The following is a 16,440-nucleotide window of genomic DNA, read 5'->3' on the forward strand; positions in this document are numbered from 1 at the left end:
CCGTGTCACTTCCGGTCTGCCCCAGTTAGCAGGCGATTTGTGAGCCGAACCGAACGTCGCCATCGGGCCAGAAGCTGCCCCTCCGAAGCTGGCCTTCGCGATACGACAACCCTCATTGCGCCAGCTCGGTGAGTAACGCTCTGGCCTGCTTCAAGTCCAACGTGTCAAAGCCCTCGGCGAACCAGCCGTAGAGCGGAGCGAGAAGTTCGCGGGCCTCATCCCCCTTCCCTCGATCGCGCCACAGCCGCGCCAGGCTCATCGCGGCGCGCAGCTCGAGCGATTTTGCCCGCTGCTTGCGGGCGACTTCGAGGGCCTGAACAAAGCCTGCTTCCGCTTCATTTGTAGGTGCTCCGAAAAGCAATCGGAGTTCACCCTCTATTCTGAGCACCTCGGCCTGCCAGAGAAACTCGCCTGTTTCGTCCATCAGCTCTTTGGCTTTTCTGATCGTGCTCACGCTGTCCTGCATATCTCCCGCGCGTGCTTGGAGGACTGCAAGGAGAGAATGGTACTGCGGGGAATGAAACCGAACCTGTGTTTCGGCCGCATGTATTCCGTGCTTCATCAGCGCAATGCCGCCTTCCAGCTGCTCTGCACACCCGATCGCCCATCCCTTAAGTATTTGACCGCAGCTAGTTGCCCAGAGTGGCACGCGCGGGCCGAGTTGTGCGTTTAAGTTATCAACGTAGTTCCTGACGTCCTCCATCTTGCCGAGCAATACGGACAATTGTGCGCCAGCGTAGATGGCAACTATGCCGCTGGTGTTTGCGTGTTCTGTATCCAAGGCATGTTTGATTGCCTTTTGGCGTGCCGCAACTGCCTGGTCGGGGTATCCCAAGGCCCACAGGCTCAGTGCCAGATAGGCAAGACCTGACGCGTGCGGATCCGCGAGGTAAAGCACCGAAAGAGCTTGGTCCGCGTCGGTCCTGTCGATTGCAAGGATCTGTTCAAGCTGCGTCTTGGCGCCCTCGAACTCGCCCATTTCAAGCAGCGATGCGCCCATGGCGCGGTGTGCGATCAATCGCGCCACGCGGTCGCCGGTTTCCGCGGCCAGCGATTGGCAGCGCTCCGAATACTCAAGTGCCTTGCGGATCTTGCCGCTCGCTATGCAATAGGCATATTGCCCGTAGAGGCAGGGCAATAGGTGCTGCATGTCGCCTAATTTTTCACACAAGGCAATCGCGCGATCGCGCGCAGCTCCGACGACTGGGTTGCCATACCCATGCTGAGCGGCCAAAGGCGTGCCCAAGGCGAGCTGAAAGTCGAGTTCCTGCTGGTCCTTCTGTGCGGAATGCGGCAGCACCATCAATATTTCCAGGCCCCGCCTGAGATGACGCACAGCCTCCTTGTCGGCGGATCGCTCCGCTGCACGCCGTCCGGCCTTCAACCAGTATGAAATAGCGCGTTCTGCCTGTCCGGCATTTGTGAAATGGTGCGCTAACAGCTCGGGTTCGATACTGGCGCGCTGGGGAAATAGCTGTTCGAGCGCTTCGGCAATTCGTGCATGCAGCCTCTGACGGGGTGCCCGCAGCAGCGTGCTGTAGGCGGCATCTTGAACCAGGGCGTGTTTAAAGGTGTATTCCGCGTGTGGTGGCATTCCGCGTCTGAAGATCAGTTCGGCGGATACAAGCTGATCGAGTGCTCCATTCAGCCCAGCCGAGCTCCGCTGCGCTACGGGAAGGAGTAGCTCGTAGGAGAATTCTCGACCGATTGCCGCGCCAACCTGAGCCACTTCCCTGGCGGGTGATCCGAGCCGGTCAAGCCGCGCCAGCAACGAAGCATGGAGGGTCGGAGGAACGGCGACGGATCGCGAGGGCATACTCGCAGCTGATCTCTCACCACCTTCCTCACCTGCCTCCAGCACCGCCTTGGTTATCTCCTCGACGAACAGGGGTATGCCATCGGTGCGTTCAATTATGTCCTGTCTGATGTTTGCGGGAAGTAGCGCGCTTCCAGATATCCGGTTGACTATGGCCTTGCTCTCGTCTTCGCCGAGGCGGTTTAGATGAGCTGCAGTGACATATGGCCTTCCGATCCACGGCGGCTCGAACTCGGGCCGGTACGTGATAATCAGCAGCACCCGGAGATTTCTTAGGCGATCGATCGTGTGACCGAGTGCTTCAAGGCTCGTCGGATCGATCCAATGCACGTCCTCGAATATCATCAGGACCGGATTAGGCTTGGATCGAGCCTCAACTTGCCTGGTTAGCGCCTCAAACGTTTCTTGTCGGCGCTGCGGTGCAGTTAACTCTAGATTGGGATATCGTCCGTCGTTCGGCAGGGAAAGCATCTCAGTGAGCAGCGCAATATCTTGGTGTGGCGTCAAGAACTGCGCTAGCAGGGTATCTATCCTGTCGAGCTTTGCTTGTATCGTGTCGTCATGCGCGAATCCGGCCGCACGCTCCATCTGGGTAATGATCGGGTAAAGCGCGCTGTCTGTATGCTGCGATGAACAGAAATAGCGCAAGCGCGTGTGCGGCTCGGAAGCAAGTTGTTCAATTAGCGCTGCCGTGAGCCGTGACTTGCCAATGCCTGGTTCGCCGGAAAGCAACACCACTTGACCCTGGCCGGTCTTTGCCTTCGACCAGCGCCGCATTAGCAGTTCGAGTTCTTCCTGACGCCCTATAAGTTCGCTCAATCCGCCGCCCGCGTGGAGGGCCTCGAAGCGGCCCTCGACTATAGACGGTCGCAGTGCCGCCCAAGCTCTGATGCGGCCCGGGATGCCTTTGAGTTCCTGAGGTCCAACGTCCTTAAGTTCAAACAGATTGCCCAAGAGCCTTCGCGTGGTCTCGGCAATTACAACCGTGTTCGGCTCAGCCAGGCCCTGCAGGCGTGCGGCAAGGTTAGGCGTTTCGCCGATGATGCCGCGCTCCTGTGCCTCGCCCGATCCGATTAGATCGCCAACAACCACCAGTCCGGTCGCGATACCGACGCGGGTTTGCAGCGGAACGGACAATTTGAGTGCGCCCACTGCGGCAATTGCTTCAAGCCCCGCGCGCACGGCGCGCTCAGCATCGTCCTCGTGGGCTTGCGGATAGCCGAAATAAATGAGTACGCCGTCGCCCATGTATTTGGCGACGAAACCCTCAAACCCACGCACCGTCTCGGCGACGCAAGTTTGATAAGCCGAAATGACATCGCGCAGGTCTTCTGGGTCCATGCGTGTGGAGAGCGACGTCGAGCCAACGAGGTCCGAGAACATCACGGTAACCTGGCGGCGCTCGGCCGTATCCTTCGTGACGTTGTCGGTCGCCATTGGAACATCGGATAGCGGCGCCGGTGCGCCCGTTTTGGCGCGAAAGGCGGCAATGGCGTCGAGCAACTTGCGGCGATGCCCTACAAGTCCTACCCCAAGGTCCTTCAAGTCCTCCGCCGTCAGGTTCGGCAGGACGGTATCGTCAATCTCATTATCGCGGAATGCCGCCTCATATTGCTCGAGGCCAAGCCTCCGCAGCCAACCTCCGACGTCCATAACGGCGTCCCAGCTCGCCTAACGTCGCATGATCCCCCAGGCGAGGCAGACTGTCTAGGGTACGGCTTCTTCGGATTGCTGGTACGGACGGACGGTTTGGGTCATGAGCGCCCTCCCGCGCGCCTCGTGGGACCACACCACCCCGTAAATTTCCCAAGTGTCGGCTAGTAGGCTCGCTGGTTAGCTGGCGCGGGTTGAGCGCCGCACCATGAAAACACTGAAGCCAAAACAATGGGACGAGCAGGAAATTCGACGACTGGTCAGGCTCGCCCGAGCACGCGCTGGCGTATCGAAGATAGCAGCCGAGCTAGGCCGTCACGCAGGATCAGTGAGGCGAATGGCGCGAACACTAGGGATACTGTTGAAGAAGTAGCCCCAAGTGATCTTGAGCGCAGCGCGGCTGACCTACAGCCCAAAGCCCGGTCCCAGCGAGCTGGCCTGCAATTCGCGCGGAGCTAGAACCTAGATCGTCTGCAGCAGTATGACCCCCACGACGGTCACAAAAAATCCAATTGCCGTCACCGCGGCGAAGCACCGCTCTACGCTATCCATGAACGCAACCCCTGCCAAAAAAAATTAGTCCAGCTTTCGTGACTTACCGCTATTCCAAGCGCTGCCTCGCACGTACGCCGTGAGGAAATTGAGACCTGCTTCTCCCCAGAACATGACGCTCTGCATAGGGGTAGCCGTGACCCTCAAGGGGACTCTGGCGCCAAAAGCGCTCATGCCGCCATACTGGGGGCCGATTGCGTAGCGTTCGCATCATCTCCGATTGCTGGGAGCGGGAAGCCAGATGTGCACGACTGATCGCGCAGTGCATCATCGGCCAAATGCTCCCAAAACTCAGCTTCAGCGAGCAGTTTGCAACTTCGATCAGGGTGATGCGCGGCAGTCTGACGGCACAGCGATGCCATCGCGCGCAGGCGACTCACAGTATCCACCTACTCCTCCCGATGTTTTTGTTTTTCCACCCTATTTTCTATTTTTGCGTCGGAGTCATTATGATTATGACACAGAACCAAATTTTACTTGCCGAAGCGCGACTCGGCTTTCGATACGCTCAGATCGCGTCCCGAAACAAGGAACGCAATCCGGCGCTTCTTATTTCGCGCTCAATTGTCGAGCACCTGCCAAAGTGGTTCTTGGATGCCCGCAACGCCCTCGTCATGGGCCGTAATTCTACGGAGATTGCGCATCCGCAGCGCTTGGCATCTACTTCAGATTGATTTTGTAGCGAGTTGAATTTGAGCGGCCCATGAGCGTTAAAGCCATGATGGCGACGATCCTTCAGAAGCAAATGGTATTGCGAGGCGTGCATTCACTGACGCCATCTGACTACGATGAGATCGTCAAAGAGTTGGTCGAACAGCTCAGAGAGCTGGAGCTTGGGTTGGCCGCTCGCGAGTTAGCGGACAAGCAAAAGCCCAAGTAGCTTCATATCGGCTGACGCCGCAGATGTGCTTGGTTGGTGAGCACCTAGTAGGTCTGGCGCATCATGAAGGCGCCGACGACTGCCCGGAGCCACGTTCCGATGTGGTCCGCTATAGGTGGGAAAGCCGACGTTCGCTCATAGGAACGTGAGGTCATCTAAGGGCCACAAGCGGACTCAAGGCTCGAAGGCTGGCAGGCCTGCTTCCTGAGACGATGGCTGAACCTGTGTTCGGCTAGTCAACAATCAATCGAGGTTGGCCAGTACATCTTGGATAAACGGATCTTTGGCTATCAAGTATTGCCGAATACCTGAGGTGTTTTCGCGCTCGAGCCTTAGCTTCAATTCCTGATATCTCGAACGGTCCCCTGCATCCTTGCGCAGATGGTCTCGAAATCTCAGCATCCGCTCAATCTGTCCGTGGCCAACGAGGCACACATGAAGCTTGTGAGTGCGGACACCGTTCACGTCCCGCTTGAAGAAATAGTGGCCAGCCGAGAGGTCGCCTCCACGACGATAGCCTAGCGCCGCTAATGATTGACTCCAATGTTCCAGCCCGCTCGCTGACTTCACCACCGAGAGGACGTCAATTTCACCCTTGGCGGCCAATTCGGGTACAGCGGTGCTACCAACGTGATGAACTCCAACCAGCGCGGAGCCAAAAATAGGTTTCAGTCGCGCCTCTTCTGCCGCGTACTGCTGCGGCCAAGTGGGATCATAAGGCCTGATCGGGCTGGTGAGCGACATCTCTCAATATTAGGTCGAAGTATCAACGCCGGCTAGATCGCCGAGATGCAACCGCTTTGACCGCTTCGGGTCAAAAGCGGCTGTCGGCGGACGCCGCCGCGCAGGTCAGCTACGGGCCAATAGGCGACATGGACCACATCGACAACATGAAAGAGGCCGCCAATTGAGGCGGCGGCCTCACTCTTTGTCCTCGGTCAAAGTGCGTTCGCCGACTGGCATTCAAAAACCCGACCGGTGAGGCCAGGCATGGAGTCCATCTTCGTGTGCTTTGGCGCGGGCTGGGCGCCGCACTTGCAACGCTGGTCTTCCCGCGCTTCGACCCTGAGAATTTATCGCTACTGAGATGATTCAAAGTACTCACCGTGCCGGCGGTAAGTTTCTAAGTATCGAAGTGGGCATTTCAGCTGCATGAGAACAATCGGGTGACGCAGGACTGATCATGAACCGCCGGCCGCACATCCAGAGTCCGTTTACGGTCAAAGGCGACAGGGATTGCATCCTGGCCTGTCTGGGGCGGCCTTACTTCTCTTCGTCTTTGACTATCATCGTCAGGTTTTCAAGCTGGTGTGCCAGCGCTATCCAACTACGTGAAATGCTAAGAAGCACAGTGGATCGGCGAGCGGAAATATCAGGTTCGCATCCCAGAGTTTTGTATTCGGCAGCGAATATTTTGCACTCTTTGATGGAAATCATCGAAAGCCTCCCAATCGGTATGGAAGCGACGTGCTTCTCAGTCATCGATATTTCCGCTCGCGAGCGACACTCTAAGGATATTTGGTAAATCCGATCCGGACATAGCATTTGGGCTTGTCCTCAGCGTGCATCGCCGTGAAGGTCACTTGAGGGCCATGAGCTGACGTCATGTCGCGGCCAGCTACTTGCCTGCCAACGAGCAAAGGTGGGCGCTCGCCTCGGACTACCCACTTTCTAGGCAGTCTCTTGAGTTCAAAAGAACCTGTCTGGCCGCAAACCTCTGGCAAGCATGACTTGCTCAACCTCAAACAACAATTGTCGAAGTTCGCTGGTGGACATTGCTTCGAGATCCCGACGAACGTCTTGGTCGGATGGTCGCTCGTCTGCGGCGGACGCGGCTGGCCCATCCTGCTTCATCGGGACAAGACAGCCGACACTGTGATGGCATGGTTACATCTGCCGCATTCGAATGATCGTACATTGAGTCCTTTAGGACCTGTCGTGATACCGACCAGGTAAAGGGGCTCTTGGCATTTGGGGCAGCGCTGAGGCTCATCGGGGAAGCGGGGATCGGATGGAGACACGTGGCATTCCTGCGGTTAGGCGGGAGCACAACACTCTCAGTCACCGGTAGTCGCCAATTCAGGGAACGGTGATTGCAAGACCTTATCCTATACGTCGGGCCTCCGACATAGGAACTGCGAGCGAGGCCACCAACAAACCTCCGCCGGTATCCCGACACGGACAGCGAGGCTAAGATATTGCGACTAGCTCCCGTTCATGGCCCCTAGCCGCTTGGCAGTCGAAGCTGGGAAACAGCCAACTGAGACCGTTTACTTGTCTGCGGGGTGAAGGGCGGCCTTTCTCGCCTCCAGCTCGGCTACCATATGGAGCGTAGCCTCTTCCACCTGACGGTCGTTGATGCGGTCCTGTAGACGACGGTAGCGACGGATTTGATCGTCGAGGGTTTTGCAAATGTGGCACATGTCTCACCGCTGGCAATTCAGGCGGGAGCAAACGCGCTCTCAGTCATCGATAAATGCCTAGGGCTGGTCGATGATGAAGCAGACTATATCAACTATGTCCGGTCTCGGACATAGACAATTATGGAACTTAGGCCCCGCTTGCTGCTCACGTTGGCCTCAGGGCCCGTCGAGTGGACGGCATCACATCGTTCGGTGAAGTTCACCGAACTGAGCCGATCATCGATGCGCGAAGCCGTCTCTGCTTGCCGTGTATGTCGCAAAGCAACTCTCGAGCCACACTGCCGACAGGCTGTTTTTCGGGCGCTTCCCTGAACTGCCGGGGCTAATCCTCGCCTGAGACAGCAAGACTTCATTATATTGGATGCACATATTCCGGACAGCATCCCTTTTGGCGGCGGCGCTCCTGAAGAAAGCCGATCCAGGCGACGTCCGCTTGGCGCTCAGAAGCCAACGTTACCAGAACAAGCCCGGATCGCGGATACTTGCGAATGCCCAGTTGGGCCCGTCTACGCCAAGAGCTGCCGCGCCGCCGCCGAGATCATCACCAGCCCGCCGGTGATCACCGCGACATCCAAGATCACGGTGTGGATGTGCAGCGGCATTCGCTCGACGAAGGCTTTTGCCAGGAACGCGCCGGGGATCGCGATCGCGCCGATCAGGAGGGCGAAGGCGAGCACCTGCGCGGTGACGGCGCCGGCGAGGCCGAACACGGAGATCTTGATGAGGCCGGTGCCGAGCGAGATCATCGCGTCGGTCGCGATCACGGCGGCGCCCTCCAGGCCCGCGGCCATCAGGAGCGACAGCAGGATCACGCCGGAGCCGGAGGTGCCGCCGACCAGCACGCCATAGCCGACCGAGCCGGCGGCGAGGCCGCTGTCGGAGATCTTGACCTCGCGGCGGCGGAGCACCCGGCGCAGCGGCACGCTCAGGATCAGCATCGCGCCGATCACGACGGCTGCGCCCGCATTGCTCAGCCGCGTGTAGCCGAAGGCGCCGACCGCGGTCGTCAGCGCGGCGCAGGCGAGCACGATAGCTGCGCGGCGGCGATCGGCGTAGCGCAGGTAGGCGACCGCGCGGCTGCAATTGGTGAAGATGGCGGAGATCGCGATGATCGGCACCACGGGCTCGGCGCCGACCAGCGGCACCAGCACCAGCGGCATCAGGGCGCCGGTGCCGTAACCGGCGAGACCACCGATGATCGAAGCAAACAACGCCATCAACGCGACCAGCAAGAGCTGAAAGATCGAGATGTCGGCGAAGGCTGAGACGATGGTCACGTTCTCTCGTCGCGGCTGATGCGGGCCGCAGCTTGATCGGCGATGGAAGCGAGCGCGGCTTCATCTAGTGGAAAATCCGCCGCAAGCCAAGCGTCCTCGGCGAGCGTCAACACATGCCCGAGCGCGGGTCCTTCGGCCAATCCGCGCGCGAGGAAATCGGCGGCTTTCAGCGGAAATTTCGGCGCAGTCCAGCGCTGCGGCAGCTCGGCGAGCGCGCGCCAGCGCATCGAGGTGACATCGCCGCCGTTCCTCGCCCAGCCCAGCAACACGCGATCGTGATAGCGCTCAGGCCCGAGCCGGTAGAGCAGCCGCCGGGCATTGGCATCGTCCTTGGTGGCGAGGCGCCACCAGCGGTGACCCATCGAATCCAGCGCCTTGGTCTCGGCATTGGATAGCCGCAGGCGCGTGGCGACGCGCTTGGCATCCTCGGTCACGGCGACGGTCAGCGCGGCGAGGCGCCGCGTGCTGCTCGCGGCGAGGCCGAGCTCGCGCTCGATCGCGATCATCGTCGCCAGCGGCCCGGTGTAGACGACGCCGCCGACCAGCGCCTGCAGCAAGCCGCCCTCGGCCATGGCCAGCGCGGCGGCCGCGGCGCCCGATGCCACCAAGAGCTTCAGCATTTCCATGCGCACCCGCTCGGCCGAGAGGCTGGCGAGGCCGTCGCGCCCGCGGATGCAGGCGAGCGTGCCGTCGCGGTCGGGCTCGCCCGCGCCGAAAGCGGCGTGGATGCGGAAGAAGCGCAGGATGCGCAAATAATCCTCGGCGATGCGCTGGTCGGGATCGCCGATGAAGCGCACGCGGCGCGCTCTGGCATCCGCGATGCCGCCGACATGGTCGTAGACGACGCCCCTCGCATCGACCGACAGGCCGTTCATGGTGAAGTCGCGCCGCTCGGCGTCCTTCACCCAGTCGCGGCCGAACGCGACCTTGGCCTTGCGGCCGAAGGTCTCGGTATCCTCGCGCAGCGTCGTGACTTCGTAGGGGTGGCTGTCGATGACCAGCGTGACGGTGCCGTGATCGATGCCGGTCGGCACGCTCTTGATGCCGGCGGCCTTGGCGCGCCGCATCACCTCCTCCGGCCGCGCCGTGGTCGCGATGTCGATGTCGCCGGGCACAAGGCCGAGCAGCGCGTTGCGCACGGCGCCACCGACCACCCGCGCCTCCTCGCCGTCGGCATTGAGCAATCGCAGGACACGCGCGGTCCCGCCCGAGATCAGCCAGGGCGCATCGGCGAGTATCGGCTCCGCGCTCATCGTGCCGCCCCTATCTTTCCACGCCGGGCACCAGCCTGCCATTCTCGATATGGGCGGGAATATAGGTCGAATCCGGGGCGGCGCCGGAGAAATGCGCGAAGCCGATCAACCCCGCGATGACGAGCACGAGCGCTGCCAGGACGAGGCGCGCCACGACGGTGACCGGCCAGGACGAGCGCGCGAACAGGCCGGAGCGCGTCGCGGCCAGGAACAGCGCATAGACGGCAAAGGGAATGAGGAAGATTCCGATCTCGGTCAGAATCGGCCGGATCATGACGAATAGATCCGCTCATACAGCACACGCAGCATTCCGGCCGTCGCTCCCCAGATGTAGCGTTCCGCGAACGGCATGGCGTAGTAGAACCGCTCCATGCCGCGGAATTCCTTGCTGTGCACCTGATGGTTCACCGGGTTCATCAGGAAGGATAGCGGCACCTCGAAGGCGTCATCAACCTCCGAATGGTTGATGCTGAGCGAAAAGCCGGGCCGCACCCTGGCGACTGTCGGCAAGATCCGGAAGCCGAACGCGGTGCCGTAGAGATCGAGATAGCCGAGCGGCTCGACGAAATCCCTGGACAGCCCGACCTCCTCTTCGGCCTCGCGGAGCGCCGCGTCCAGCGGCGAGGAATCGGTCGCGTCGATCTTGCCGCCGGGAAAGGCGATCTGGCCGGCATGGTCGTTGAGATGGGCCGAGCGCTGCGTCAGCAGGATGGTCGGCTCCGGATGATCGACCACGGCGATCAGGACCGCCGCGGGCCGCACCGGCTGCTCGCGCGCGACGATCTCCAGCATCTTGTCGGTGCCGGGATCGCCCGAGGCGGGAATGATGTTGGGATCGTAGAGGCCGGCCGGCACGTCGAAGCCGAGCTTCGCCTTCGAGCGGGCGAAGAAATCCGCCGCGCCAATCGCGGCTGGATCTTTCTTCAGGATTGGCTTGTTCAAAGCGCGGCCCTCACCTGCTCCGCATCGGCCATGGCGAAGAATTCGCCGGATGATTCGACGCCGAACATCGGCTGGCCATCGACCATCCGCTCCTCGCCCATGTCAACCAGATCGTAATAGAGCGCCCGCGTGACCTTGGCCCAGAGATCGGCGCGGACATGCAAATAGGGCGTCAGCCCACCGTCCGCCGCCTGCTCGAAGCGCAGCCGGTGCGCGGCATCGCAGGTGACCCAGTCGTCGACATTGGTGCGGAAACTCAGCACGCGCTGGCGGCCCTCGCCATGCGTCAGCATCTCGACCGCCATGAACGGCGCATCGTCGACGCGGATGCCGACCTTCTCCACCGGCGTGACCAGGAAATGCTTGTCGCCCTCGCGCTTGAGGATGGTCGAGAACAGCCGCACCAAAGCGGGACGTCCGATTGGCGTACCCAAGTAGAACCAAGTACCATCGGAGGCGATTCGGATGTCGAGATCGCCGCAAAACGGCGGATTCCACAGATGCACCGGCGGCAGGCCCTTTTTGGCGCCTTCGGTATTGGCAGCGTTTTTCGCAGCGGCCGTCAGCCCTTCGAGACCGTGATTGGCGCTCTGCCCTTGGTTCGCCATGGTTTGCCCTGACTTTGTCCTTGGCACGTTTGGTGCAGGTCTACGTTGTACTCGGGTGCACGGTTCCACCCCGGATTAGCCCGGTGTGGGAGGTCGCCACTTCGTGATGCCGTACATAACCCGAAGCCGATAAGGTGGGGATAGGTTAATTCAACGAATACATGGCCTTCCTGCAAGTCTAGCATGGGGCCCATGATCTAACGTGATGATCTGACGTGATGCGATGACATGACGGCCTAGGCAAGCCGCATGGCGGGCTGAAGGAGCGAACGGATGGCGGAGAGTGTCGAGAAACTCGAGGACGGGATCGTCCGTTCGGCCGAGCAGGTGTCGGGCCAGATTCGCGCCGCGAAGGAAGCGATCGCGTCCGTCATCTTCGGGCAGGATCGCGTGATCGAAAACACGCTGGTCACCATCCTCTCCGGCGGCCATGCGCTGCTGATCGGCGTGCCCGGCCTTGCCAAGACCAAGCTGGTCGAGACGCTCGGCGTCACGCTCGGCCTCGACGCCAAGCGCATCCAGTTCACGCCGGACCTGATGCCGTCCGACATTCTCGGCGCCGAGGTGCTGGACGAGAGCACCGCGGGCAAGCGCGCCTTCCGCTTCATTTCGGGTCCGGTGTTCGCGCAGCTGCTGATGGCGGACGAGATCAACCGCGCCTCACCGCGCACGCAGTCGGCACTGCTGCAGGCGATGCAGGAGCAGCACATCACCGTCGCCGGCGCGCGCCACGATCTGCCGAAGCCGTTCCACGTGCTCGCGACGCAGAATCCGCTGGAGCAGGAAGGCACCTATCCGCTGCCCGAAGCGCAGCTCGACCGCTTCCTGATGGAGATCGACGTCGACTATCCCGATCGCGACGCCGAACGCCGCATCCTGTTCGAGACCACCGGCGCCGAGGAAACGCTGGCGAAGGGATCGATGACCGCGGACGCGCTGATCACCGCGCAGCGGCTGATCCGGCGCCTGCCGGTCGGCGATTCCGTCGTGGAGGCGATCCTGTCGCTGGTGCGTTCGGCCCGTCCGGGCGCGGAGAGCGGCGAAGCCGGCAAGTTCATCGCCTGGGGCCCCGGCCCGCGCGCCAGCCAATCCCTGATGCTGGCCGTGCGCGCGCGTGCGCTGATCGACGGCCGCCTCGCGCCCTCGGTCGACGACGTGCTCGACCTCGCCGAGCCCGTGCTGAAGCACCGCATGGCCCTGACGTTCCAGGCGCGCGCCGAGGGCCGCACGATTCCGGACGTGATCAAGCAGCTCAAGACACGGATCGGTTGATGGCAGCGGAGAACGGGCACACGGCGAAGGAGATCATCGCGATCCGACGTGCCGATGGCGAAAGCCGCACGCTCGCCGCGTCCTTGCCACGCCTGGTGCTCGAAGCCCGCCGTATCGCCGCCAACGTCATCCACGGCTTGCATGGTCGGCGCCGCGCCGGCTCCGGCGAGAATTTCTGGCAGTATCGCCGTTTCGTCTCCGGCGAGCCGGCGCAGAACGTCGACTGGCGACGCTCGGCGCGCGACGACCATCTCTATGTCCGCGAGCTCGAATGGGAAGCCTCGCACACCGTGTGGATCTGGCCCGACCGCTCGCCCTCGATGGCGTTCGCCTCGAAGACCGCGCGCGAGTCCAAGCTCGAGCGGACGCTGATCGTCGCCTTCGCGCTGGCCGAGCTCCTGGTCTCCGGCGGCGAACGCGTCGGCATTCCCGGGCTGATGGCGCCGACCGCGAGCCGCAGCGTGATCGACAAAATGGCGCAGGCGATGCTGCATGACGACGCCGATCGTCTCAGCCTGCCGCCGTCCTTCGTGCCTGCCGCGCTCGCCGAGACGATCGTGCTGTCGGATTTCTGGTCGCCGATCTCCGAGATCAGGACGACGCTCGCGGGACTTTCCGGCTCGGGCGCGCACGGCACGCTGGTGCAAATCGTCGATCCCGCCGAAGAATCATTCCCCTATTCCGGCCGCGTCGAGTTCGTCGAGCCCGAAGGCTTCGGCGTGATCACCGCCGGCCGCGCCGAGAGCTGGGCGCAGGATTACACCACGCGGCTCGCGCTGCACCGCGACCAGATCCGCGCCGAGACGGGCAAGCTCGACTGGCTGTTCACCACGCACGCCACCGACCGCTCCGCTGCCGAGCTCTTGCTGTTCCTGCATGCCGGCATGCAGGTGAGCAAGTCGGGCGCCCGCGCCACGACCATCAAGGCGGGGCCTGCCGCATGATGGGGCTGCCGCTCGCCTTCACCGAACCGCTGCTGCTGATCGGCCTCGTCAGCCTCCCGGTGCTGTGGTGGCTGCTGCGTGTGATGCCGCCCCGGCCGCGCCGCATCGAGTTTCCGCCGACGCGCCTGTTGTTCGACATCGCCCCGCGGGAAGAGACGCCATCGCGGACGCCGTGGTGGCTGACCGCGCTGCGTCTGCTTGCGGCTGCGCTGGTGATCTTCGCGGCCGCAGGCCCGATCTGGAATCCGCAGACCGGCCTCGCCGGCAGCAAGGCGCCGCTGATGATCATGTTCGACGACGGCTGGAGCGCCGCATCGCACTGGGACGTCAGGGTCAGGGCCGCCGACGAGCTGATCGCCAATGCCGACAACGACCGCCGCGCCATCGCGCTAGTGCCGCTGTCCGAGCCGAACCGCGACATCACCCTGATGCCGGCGGGCGCCGCGCGCGTCGCGCTGCGGCAGCTCGCGCCAAAGCCCTATTCCATCGACCGCGTCGACACGCTCGCCGCGATCGACCGCTTCCTGAAAGCCACCGGCGATTGCGAGATCGCCTGGCTGTCGGACGGCGTCGACACCGGCCGCGGCGAGGAGTTCGTGACCGGCCTCGGCAAGACCGTCGGCGAGCGCAGCCTGACCATCTTCGAAGGCGGCACCTCCTCGCCACTGGCGCTGGTCGCGGCCGAGAACGCCGCCGCCCGGATGACGGTGAAGGTGCTGCGCACCGACAGCGGCATCGCGATCGGCACCGTGCGCGCGCTGGACCAGAAGGCCTCGCCGATCGGCGAGGCGCGCTTCTCGTTCGGTCCGCAGGACAAGGAGACCGAAGCGGCGTTCGACCTGCCGGTCGAGCTGCGCAACGACATCACGCGGCTCGAGATCTCGGGCGAGCGCTCCGCCGGCGCGGTGCAGCTGCTCGACAAGCGCTGGCGCCGCCGCGCCATCGGCATCGTCTCGGGCGCGACCAGCGAGACCGCGCAGCCGCTGCTGGCGCCGACCTTCTATCTCACCCGCGCGCTGGCGCCGTTCGCCGATGTCAGGCTCGCCGACAAGGGCTCGCCGCAGCAGGGCATCACGCAGTTTCTGGACCAGAAGCTGCCGATGATCATCCTTGCCGATGTCGGCACCATCGCCCCTGAGCTGCGCGAGCGGCTCAATGCCTGGATCGACCAGGGCGGCGTCCTGGTGCGGTTCGCAGGTCCCCGCCTCGCGCAGGCCGAGGACGATCTGGTGCCGGTCAAGCTGCGCAAGGGCGGCCGCACCCTCGGCGGCAGCCTGACCTGGGAGAAGCCGCAGCATCTTGCGACCTTCGCCGCCGACGGCCCGTTTGCCGGCGTGATGGTCCCCAAGGACGTCACCGTGAGCCGCCAGGTGCTGGCCGAGCCCGACGCGGTGCTCGCCACCAAGAGCTGGGCCTCGCTGGAGGACGGCACGCCGCTCGTCACCGGCGAGCATCGCGGCAAGGGGCTGGTCAGCCTGTTCCACGTCAGCGCCGACATGCGCTGGTCGGACCTGCCGATGTCGGGCACCTTCGTCGAAATGCTGCGGCGGGTGGTCGACATGTCCGGCTACACGTCCAAGCCCGGCGCGGGCGTCGCCAGCGAAGCGACCACCGAGACGGTGGCGCCGCTGCACATTCTCGACGGCTTTGGCGCCTTCGGCCCGCCGCCGGCGACCGCAAAACCCCTGCCCGCGGACTATCGCGACCGCGCCACGTCAGATCATCCGCCGGGCTTCTATGGCCCGGCCGAAGGACCGCTCGCCGTGAACACGCTTGCCAGCGCCGACCGCATCGCGGCCCTCAACACCGCGAGCCTGCGCGCCCGGCACGCCACCTACACCAACGCCGAGCCGCAGGACCTGCGCGGCTGGCTGCTGTCGACGGCGCTCGCGCTGTTCCTGATCGACGCCATCATCGTCGCGGTGCTCGGCGGCGGGATCGCCGCGCTGCTGCGCCGCCGCGCCGCGCCCGCCATGATCGTGCTTGGCATTGTCCTTGGCCTGCTGTTCGCATCGCTCGTCCCGGCGCCATCTCGCGCCGACGATGCCACCGACGATTTCGCGATGCGAGCGACGGCGCAGACCCGCCTCGCCTATGTCGTCACAGGCAATGCCGACGTCGATTCCATCGTCAAAGCGGGGCTGAACGGGCTGACGCTGTTCCTGGCGCAGCGCACCGCGCTCGAGGCCGGCGACCCCGTCGGGGTCGATCCCGCGCGCGACGAGCTCGCCTTCTTCCCGCTGATCTACTGGCCGATCGTGCCGGGCGCGCCCAAGCCGCCGCAGGACGCCATCAACAAGATCGACGCCTACATGAAGCAGGGCGGCACCGTGCTGTTCGACACCCGCGACGCGATCGAAGCCCCGCCCGGCGCGAACGGCGCCGCGCAGACGCCGGCCATGCAGACGCTGCGCCAGATCCTGTCCTCGCTCGACGTGCCCGAGCTCGAGCCGGTGCCGCGCGAGCACGTGCTGACCAAGACCTTCTATCTGCTGCGCGACTTCCCCGGCCGCTTCGTCACCGGCCAGACCTGGGTCGAGACCCTGCCGCGCGACGAGGACGAGGACAGCGCGCAGCGGCCGGCGCGCGGCGGCGACGGCGTCTCGCCGATCATCATCACCTCGAACGATCTCGCCGGCGCCTGGGCCGTGCGGCCCGACGGCCAGGCCATGCTGCCGGTGACCGGCGGCGACACCCGCCAGCGCGAATTCGCCTACCGCGCCGGCGCCAACATCGTGATGTACACGCTGACCGGCAATTACAAGGCCGACCAGGTGCATGCACCGGCGCTGATCGAACGGCTGGGGCAATAGGATCGTC

Annotated in this window: 13 protein-coding genes; 5 read left to right on the forward strand and 8 right to left on the reverse strand. The window is 63.3% G+C overall.

All coding sequences use genetic code 11. The features are described 5' to 3' along the window. Window positions 1-112: 112 nt before the first annotated feature. Window positions 113-3,469, reverse strand: coding sequence for an adenylate/guanylate cyclase domain-containing protein (locus RPS27_RS37865; RefSeq protein WP_212065607.1), 3,357 nt, complete (start codon window positions 3,467-3,469; stop codon window positions 113-115). A 746-nt stretch (window positions 3,470-4,215) separates the two neighbouring features. On the opposite strand from RPS27_RS37865, the gene RPS27_RS37870 reads away from it, so the two are divergent. Together RPS27_RS37870 and RPS27_RS37875 are read left to right on the forward strand one after the other, a co-directional pair. Further along, entirely contained in the window at window positions 4,216-4,695 is a 480-nt protein-coding gene (locus RPS27_RS37870; protein WP_212065608.1) for a hypothetical protein, read from the forward strand. A 29-nt stretch (window positions 4,696-4,724) separates the two neighbouring features. Continuing rightward, entirely contained in the window at window positions 4,725-4,901 is a 177-nt protein-coding gene (locus RPS27_RS37875) for a hypothetical protein (RefSeq protein ID WP_212065609.1), read from the forward strand. A gap of 243 nt (window positions 4,902-5,144) precedes the next feature. Here RPS27_RS37875 and RPS27_RS37880 read toward each other — a convergent pair whose 3' ends face one another. The 7 genes from RPS27_RS37880 to RPS27_RS37910 all read right to left on the reverse strand — a co-directional run bounded on the left by RPS27_RS37880 (window position 5,145) and on the right by RPS27_RS37910 (window position 11,404). Beyond that, complete coding sequence (locus RPS27_RS37880; RefSeq protein ID WP_211419473.1) at window positions 5,145-5,645, reverse strand: GrpB family protein; 501 nt, start codon at window positions 5,643-5,645, stop codon at window positions 5,145-5,147. A 519-nt stretch (window positions 5,646-6,164) separates the two neighbouring features. Then, a complete protein-coding gene (locus tag RPS27_RS37885) occupies window positions 6,165-6,383 on the reverse strand; it encodes a hypothetical protein (protein ID WP_211419474.1) in 219 nt (72 codons plus the stop codon). A gap of 1,447 nt (window positions 6,384-7,830) precedes the next feature. Further along, a complete protein-coding gene (locus RPS27_RS37890; protein WP_212065610.1) occupies window positions 7,831-8,601 on the reverse strand; it encodes a sulfite exporter TauE/SafE family protein in 771 nt (256 codons plus the stop codon). Beyond that, a complete protein-coding gene (locus RPS27_RS37895; protein ID WP_212065611.1) occupies window positions 8,598-9,854 on the reverse strand; it encodes a CCA tRNA nucleotidyltransferase in 1,257 nt (418 codons plus the stop codon). The genes RPS27_RS37890 and RPS27_RS37895 overlap by 4 nt, the downstream gene beginning before the upstream one ends. A gap of 10 nt (window positions 9,855-9,864) precedes the next feature. Then, window positions 9,865-10,128, reverse strand: a complete 264-nt coding sequence (locus RPS27_RS37900) for a DUF6111 family protein (RefSeq protein WP_211419477.1) — start codon at window positions 10,126-10,128, stop codon at window positions 9,865-9,867. After that, a complete protein-coding gene (locus RPS27_RS37905) occupies window positions 10,125-10,796 on the reverse strand; it encodes a CoA pyrophosphatase (RefSeq protein ID WP_211419478.1) in 672 nt (223 codons plus the stop codon). The genes RPS27_RS37900 and RPS27_RS37905 overlap by 4 nt, the downstream gene beginning before the upstream one ends. Continuing rightward, window positions 10,793-11,404 carry a DUF1285 domain-containing protein gene (locus tag RPS27_RS37910; protein ID WP_194406582.1) on the reverse strand — a complete coding sequence of 204 codons (612 nt, stop codon included), beginning with the start codon at window positions 11,402-11,404 and terminating at the stop codon, window positions 10,793-10,795. Before RPS27_RS37910 ends, RPS27_RS37905 begins: the two co-directional genes overlap by 4 nt. Window positions 11,405-11,677: 273 nt before the next feature. On the opposite strand from RPS27_RS37910, the gene RPS27_RS37915 reads away from it, so the two are divergent. The 3 genes from RPS27_RS37915 to RPS27_RS37925 are packed head-to-tail and all read left to right on the forward strand — an operon-like array spanning window position 11,678 to window position 16,433. Further along, entirely contained in the window at window positions 11,678-12,676 is a 999-nt protein-coding gene (locus RPS27_RS37915) for an AAA family ATPase (protein WP_194406581.1), read from the forward strand. After that, window positions 12,676-13,620, forward strand: coding sequence for a DUF58 domain-containing protein (locus RPS27_RS37920; RefSeq protein WP_194406580.1), 945 nt, complete (start codon window positions 12,676-12,678; stop codon window positions 13,618-13,620). The genes RPS27_RS37915 and RPS27_RS37920 overlap by 1 nt, the downstream gene beginning before the upstream one ends. Then, window positions 13,617-16,433 (forward strand): DUF4159 domain-containing protein, encoded by a 2,817-nt coding sequence (locus RPS27_RS37925; protein WP_212065612.1) that lies wholly within the window; start codon window positions 13,617-13,619, stop codon window positions 16,431-16,433. Before RPS27_RS37920 ends, RPS27_RS37925 begins: the two co-directional genes overlap by 4 nt. Window positions 16,434-16,440: the final 7 nt, after the last annotated feature.

Origin of the sequence: Bradyrhizobium sp. WYCCWR 12699, assembly GCF_032144035.1 — a bacterium.
GTDB lineage: Bacteria > Pseudomonadota > Alphaproteobacteria > Rhizobiales > Xanthobacteraceae > Bradyrhizobium.